This is a genomic window from Clostridium sp. (assembly GCF_051278035.1).
In the GTDB taxonomy this organism is placed as follows: Bacteria; Bacillota; Clostridia; order Clostridiales; family Clostridiaceae; genus Clostridium_AD.
In genome coordinates this window covers 1-5,394 of the sequence record NZ_JBNMNU010000236.1, presented here as the reverse complement: position 1 = coordinate 5,394, position 5,394 = coordinate 1, and the positions used below count along the sequence as shown (strand labels likewise).

5 protein-coding genes and 1 pseudogene are annotated in these 5,394 nt (G+C 29.2%); 1 reads left to right on the top strand and 5 read right to left on the bottom strand.

The genetic code is table 11. From position 1 onward, the window contains the following. Positions 1–225: 225 nt before the first annotated feature. A pseudogene (locus ACJAX4_RS21875) lies at positions 226–1,044 on the bottom strand (tyrosine-type recombinase/integrase). Between the two features lie 509 nt (positions 1,045–1,553). Continuing rightward, positions 1,554–2,453, bottom strand: coding sequence for a hypothetical protein (locus tag ACJAX4_RS21870; RefSeq protein WP_435791555.1), 900 nt, complete (start codon positions 2,451–2,453; stop codon positions 1,554–1,556). A 611-nt stretch (positions 2,454–3,064) separates the two neighbouring features. Between ACJAX4_RS21870 and ACJAX4_RS21865 the strand changes: the two genes are divergently transcribed. After that, a complete protein-coding gene (locus ACJAX4_RS21865) occupies positions 3,065–3,589 on the top strand; it encodes a hypothetical protein (RefSeq protein ID WP_435791554.1) in 525 nt (174 codons plus the stop codon). A 38-nt stretch (positions 3,590–3,627) separates the two neighbouring features. On the opposite strand, the gene ACJAX4_RS21860 is transcribed toward ACJAX4_RS21865, so the two are convergent. From ACJAX4_RS21860 to ACJAX4_RS21850, 3 genes are read right to left on the bottom strand one after another with little or no spacing between them, the layout of a single operon-like run. Then, positions 3,628–3,945: a hypothetical protein gene (locus tag ACJAX4_RS21860; RefSeq protein WP_435791553.1), complete on the bottom strand. Its 318-nt coding sequence runs from the start codon at positions 3,943–3,945 to the stop codon at positions 3,628–3,630. Positions 3,946–3,949: 4 nt separating this feature from the next. Continuing rightward, positions 3,950–4,753, bottom strand: coding sequence for a prolipoprotein diacylglyceryl transferase (locus tag ACJAX4_RS21855; protein ID WP_435791552.1), 804 nt, complete (start codon positions 4,751–4,753; stop codon positions 3,950–3,952). Positions 4,754–4,777: 24 nt separating this feature from the next. After that, entirely contained in the window at positions 4,778–5,245 is a 468-nt protein-coding gene (locus ACJAX4_RS21850) for a DUF4395 family protein (RefSeq protein ID WP_435791551.1), read from the bottom strand. Between the last annotated feature and the right edge of the window lie 149 nt (positions 5,246–5,394).

Sequence of the window (5,394 nt, the reverse complement as noted above, 5' to 3'; positions counted from 1 at the left end):
CTAATTATACAATTTTAAGCCTTGAGAGAATGCATTTTATTTTATATGATTTACAAAATGAATTTTCATTGCGTCTTTTAAAAAATGACCCACAGCGCCTTGCTCATATTCGCAATGTCACTTAACTAGTGTCACCCCGACAACAATGTCTGACTATTCCTAAAATATAGACGGATTCCCGGCGTTGGTGTCGTGTATTATAACTATATCACCACCCTTCCTTCATCATTTTTTAGTTAACTTATCAAGTGGACTTTGTATATTACTTATGCTCTTTTGTGTAACATGCGTATAAATTTCCGTTGTTTTAGAACTTGAATGTCCTAGTAACTCCTGTATATATCTTAAATCTATTCCACCTTCAAGTAAGTGCGTTGCAAACGAATGTCTCAAGGTATGCATAGTTGCTTTTTTTGTTATTTTTGCAGCAATACACGCATTTTCAAATACTCTCTGTACTGTTCTTTCCGTGATATATTCCTTAGCATTCTGCCCTGGAAACAACTATATTTCAGGTTTATATAGTTTATAATACTTTCTAAGCTGTTCAAGTGCAATTTCCGATAAAACTGTGTAGCGATCTTTTTTACCTTTTCCTTGTATAACATGAATAAGCATCCTTTGGCTATCTATGTCTTGAGACTTAAGTTTTATAACTTCTCCGATTCTCAAACCCGCTGAATACGTCAGAAATAAAATTGTTTTATGTTTTTCATTCTTTAGTGCAACTAATATTTTTGTTACATCTTGGAAGCTTAAAACATTAGGTAATTTATATTCTTTTTTGGGCCTAGGCATCGCTTCTATAATCTTGTTTTGTCTTAGTACTTCATTGCACAAAAATCTTATAGAACTTATAGCTTGATTTACATAAGAATGCGATACCTTTCGTTCCTCAATGAGAAATAATGAATATTGTCTTACATCTTGATTTGCTATTTCATCCAGGTTTTTATTTATAAAACTTGAAAATCTTTTTATGTGTGACAAATAAGATTTTTTTGTTTTAAAACTATAACCTTTGAGTTTTATTTCTTCCTCCATAAGGTTATATAGCTCTTTATTTCGCGAATTATTTTCCGCATCAATATTTTTCTGTTCATTTTTGAATAATTCTTTGAGCATTGCAAGATTATATTCTGTAAATGGTATACTCCATATTTTAGCATTTGCATTCCATCTATGGCCTTTTATACTTTTAATTTTAGATATTCTTTCTTGTGAATAATCGAATGATACAGATAATTCATTTTCATGTTTAGATATGTTTACAGTCATGGCAATACCTTCTTTCTGCATTATAAGAACATACGTTCTTGCAATAGTTATTACCATAATCTAAGTATATTATACCATTATTTTCATTTTATGTGTATTGGTCAATATTGTATCATTCAATATTTGTTTAAGCTACCTTTACTTCTACAAACCATCCTGATAATAGTCGCACAAAAAATACCGTCCACCAAAGGGTGAACGGTGATGTATTCTACAGTAGCTTCTGTTACAGCATAGAAGGTAATGGTTTAATCTTCTTTAAATTATTTACATTCTTATACTGGGTTCTGATTTTTTTCGATAATAACTTGCTCTGCTTCAATTTTATCCATCTGCAAGACCATATTTTTGAATTTCTCTGCTGCTACCTCTTTTTCTTTTAATAAATTAGTAATTCTATCATTAAAACTTTCTTGTAATTGCTGCACTTTAAATTGTTGATCCTCCTTTAATTTTAAAAGCTCCTTATCCATTTGAAAAGTTGTTCTTTCTCTCTGCATTTCAACATCTAGTTTACCTTTAATTTCAAGTTCGTCTATTTTATTTTTATTTATTTTCGCTAACTCATCCATCTGCGTAATTAATTTGTCTGCTTCATAATTTTTATTTAATAAGTCACTCTTCAACTGCAACTTCTCATTAATTGATTTGTCTTGCTCTATTTTAATTTTTACAATTTCATCTTTGTACTTAATGCATTTTTCATTAGTTTCCGTTAACTTTACTATTTTTTCTTCTTGCATATTATTAAGTGTTTTCAAGTTCTTAACATTTTCTTGCAACTCCTTAATTATAGGCTTTGTATCGAATAGGTCTTTTTCTAGTATTTTTATTTTTTTATTTTCTTCTTTTACGACTCTTACTTCCTCTTTTAGTCTTTCAATTTCCTTATTATTATCTAATAACTCATTTCTATGGATGTTTTTTACCTCTAAGGCTTTAATATTATTTCTTTCTACTATGTTTATATATATATCCGCCATTCTACCGGTTATTGTTTGTAATTCTTTTATATCTTCGGACATATTACTGTCTTCTTCTTTTGCTCTATTTAATTCATAGTATTTAACTACTTGCTCCATAAGTTCCTTGTTGTTTATTCCTTCATTCTGAGCTAATTCATTAAATTTTTGTTTTAATTCATCGCTTATTCTTACGCTTAATATTGCATCCATTTATTATTCCCTCTCTCTGTCCAGTATTTTTAATGATTATTAGAATAAAATCGTCTATTATTACAAATTAATGAAGTTATACTCCGTACTTAGCTATTAATTGCTAAAAATATTTCTATAAACAGTATAATTCTTATCATATCTTAGTTCAATAATGTTTTATTGAATAATTTATATAAAGAATTTTGAAAAACATTATATATTATAATAAATTATATAATGTTTACACCTGTATACGTGCGTTTACAAGTTGATTAATCATGTATATTTATTGTTTACAATTTAAGTGTACCATATAATATTAAAAAATACATATAAAATAAGTAAAAAAGCGTGATTTAAAGTAAAAACAAAACCATTCAATATAACTTTTATTATATTGAATGGTTTTGTTGTTATTAAAAAAGAGAAATATAGTTTAGTAATTAAATATTATGATAAATAACTGTGGATATAAGAAGACTAATTGCATTGTTTTAAATGTTCAAAAAGAGGTAGCGAATTATACTGAACCATAAAAGCAGTCTTGAATTTAAAGAAAGTAACAATTGTTCTATTTAATAATATATTATATTATTAATAGGTTTTATGTTATAAGGGGAATTTAAATTATGGATGAGAAAAATTTATTTAAAAATATATGCAATCTTACCAATAAAGAAATTGCTAAGGCATATACATTTCTAGGTGAAGGTATATGTAGAGAGGTATATTCTATTAATAAAGACTATGTAGTTAAGGTAGCGAAGCCTGATGGTGGCCGCTATCAAAATAGAGTTGAAAACCATGTTTTTACTCATGCCACCAAAAATTTACTTAAATACCTATGCCCAATAGTATGGTTCGAACCCGATAGAATAATTATGAGAAGAGCAATTCCACTTTCTAATTTAATTAAAGGCAAATACATTAATCTTAAAACAATCCGTCCAGAAAAAGAATCCTATGCTGATCTAAACAAGTTAACAAATAATTTTATGCTTTTTGCTGATGACATCATTTCTACAAGTTCTTGGGGATTTTACAACAATGAAAATGTATTGATAGATTATGGTTGCTCCTCATATTTAGGGGATGTTTATTATACTGTTTTCTATAATTTTAAAAAGCATCAAAGGCCGCTATCATATATGTGATAGCGGCCTTTCCTTTTCATAACATAAATATAATCACTTTATAATTGACCCATAGAAACAAAGCATGCACCAAATAGTAATAATATAAGTGTAATTGGTATAACTGTTGCAAGAAGTATTTTACCTGCTATCGGCCGGTTTCGTCGTATAAGCCTAACTGACAAAAATGTCGAACCGGATATTAGAATTAACATAACAATAGAAAACATAGAAATCATTCCAGCCGCACCAATATTGAGGCTGGCAATCATTGCTATAATGAGTAATAAAGATAATCCTATGCCTAAAAAAATATCTACCCAAGGACTTTTTTTAGGAGGCGCATTAAAATTAGGGTCTTGATTATTAGTATTCATGTTATTACACCTCCCTTCTTATAAATATAGACAACAAATATTTTCTATTAATAAACAGTAATCCAACTATACAAAGTATCTGAAAGTCAGTAACCAGTATAAACGACACTTTTTCAACCCTTATGAATTCTAATACAAATCTGAAACTAAGATACCCATTTAAAAAAATAGAATAAAGTTGTCCTGGTTTTACACCTTTTCTTTTTCTTATAGATAAAAAAATTACCATAGCTATATCAAATATTATTTCATATATTTGAGTAGGATGCCTTAATATATGATCACCGAAATCAATACCGCAGGGTAATTGTGTTTGTTTTCCATAACAACAACCTCTGAGTAGACATCCTACTCTTCCAATTGCCATGGCGACAGTAATTGGGATAGCTAGTTGATTTCCCATTCTTTCATTTATATCAAATACTCGCTTTGCTATGAGTATACTAACCGTTCCACCTATTAATCCACCAACTATGGTTCTACCTTGCAGCACTGCATTAAGCGAATTAGGATTAGCATTAATTTCATTCCAATACATAAATATAAGAGGCAATTTTGCACCTATTGTGCCCCCTACTATACCAAATAAGGCAATATAAAATGCATTTGAATTTTTAATGCCATCCTTTTTAAGTTGCCAAATATATATACCAATACCTGTTATTAATGCTAGAAATAGCATTACAGGATAGGCTTCGATAGGAAAGTCACCTATCTTAAAAAGTACAGGCTTTAACCCCCATTCTTCATTTGGCGAAGCTTTAAATTGTAGAGATAGAGCTTTAAAAAAATTATTTTGGTCAAACATTATTTCACACCCTATCTATTTACTTTATTTTGACGTGCACCGCTTTACTTTTTTGCCAATTCTACAACAATTACCATTAGGATTATTAAGGCACACATAAAGTTTCATAGCTCCACAAAACCCAAAAGATGCCGATGTTTTTAAAACAGCTAGTACTCCAGTTATTATCCATCCAGTCAAAGGATGAATAAAATAAAGAAATAAGAGTGCTATGCCCGACATTATTGTTCCTACAATGTGAGCAAAACAAACAGCCTTCTCATCTAAAATCTCAATCTTAGATGGAAACTTTTTATTGAAAGAATAAGTATAAAGAAAAACTAAAGGTGCATTTTTAACTTTTAATATAGCGGATAGTAAGAGAATTGAAAAACCTACTACAACTAATGCCCTACTTTGAAATATAATTGATAACCAGAATATTAAAGCCACTGTATATTTGCAGAAATTAAAGGCTGCCCGTGGAACTGCAACAGGTCTACACTCTTTCATATAATCATCCCTTTCTTATTTAAAATATTTTCGGGAAAAACATTCCTGTTCTTTTTATATAATCATTGTATTCAGAGAAAGTCTGAATTAATAAGGTTTCTTCTTGCTTTGCCCTATAGTACATAAATGGTATAAATATAAATGTAACT

Coding starts and splice junctions, on each gene's coding strand:
- ACJAX4_RS21865 (WP_435791554.1), top strand. CDS start 3,065: ATGGATGAGAAAAATTTATTTAAAAATATATGCAATCTTACCAATAAA.
- ACJAX4_RS21855 (WP_435791552.1), bottom strand. CDS start 4,753: ATGTTTGACCAAAATAATTTTTTTAAAGCTCTATCTCTACAATTTAAA.
- ACJAX4_RS21850 (WP_435791551.1), bottom strand. CDS start 5,245: ATGAAAGAGTGTAGACCTGTTGCAGTTCCACGGGCAGCCTTTAATTTC.
- ACJAX4_RS21870 (WP_435791555.1), bottom strand. CDS start 2,453: ATGGATGCAATATTAAGCGTAAGAATAAGCGATGAATTAAAACAAAAA.
- ACJAX4_RS21860 (WP_435791553.1), bottom strand. CDS start 3,945: ATGAATACTAATAATCAAGACCCTAATTTTAATGCGCCTCCTAAAAAA.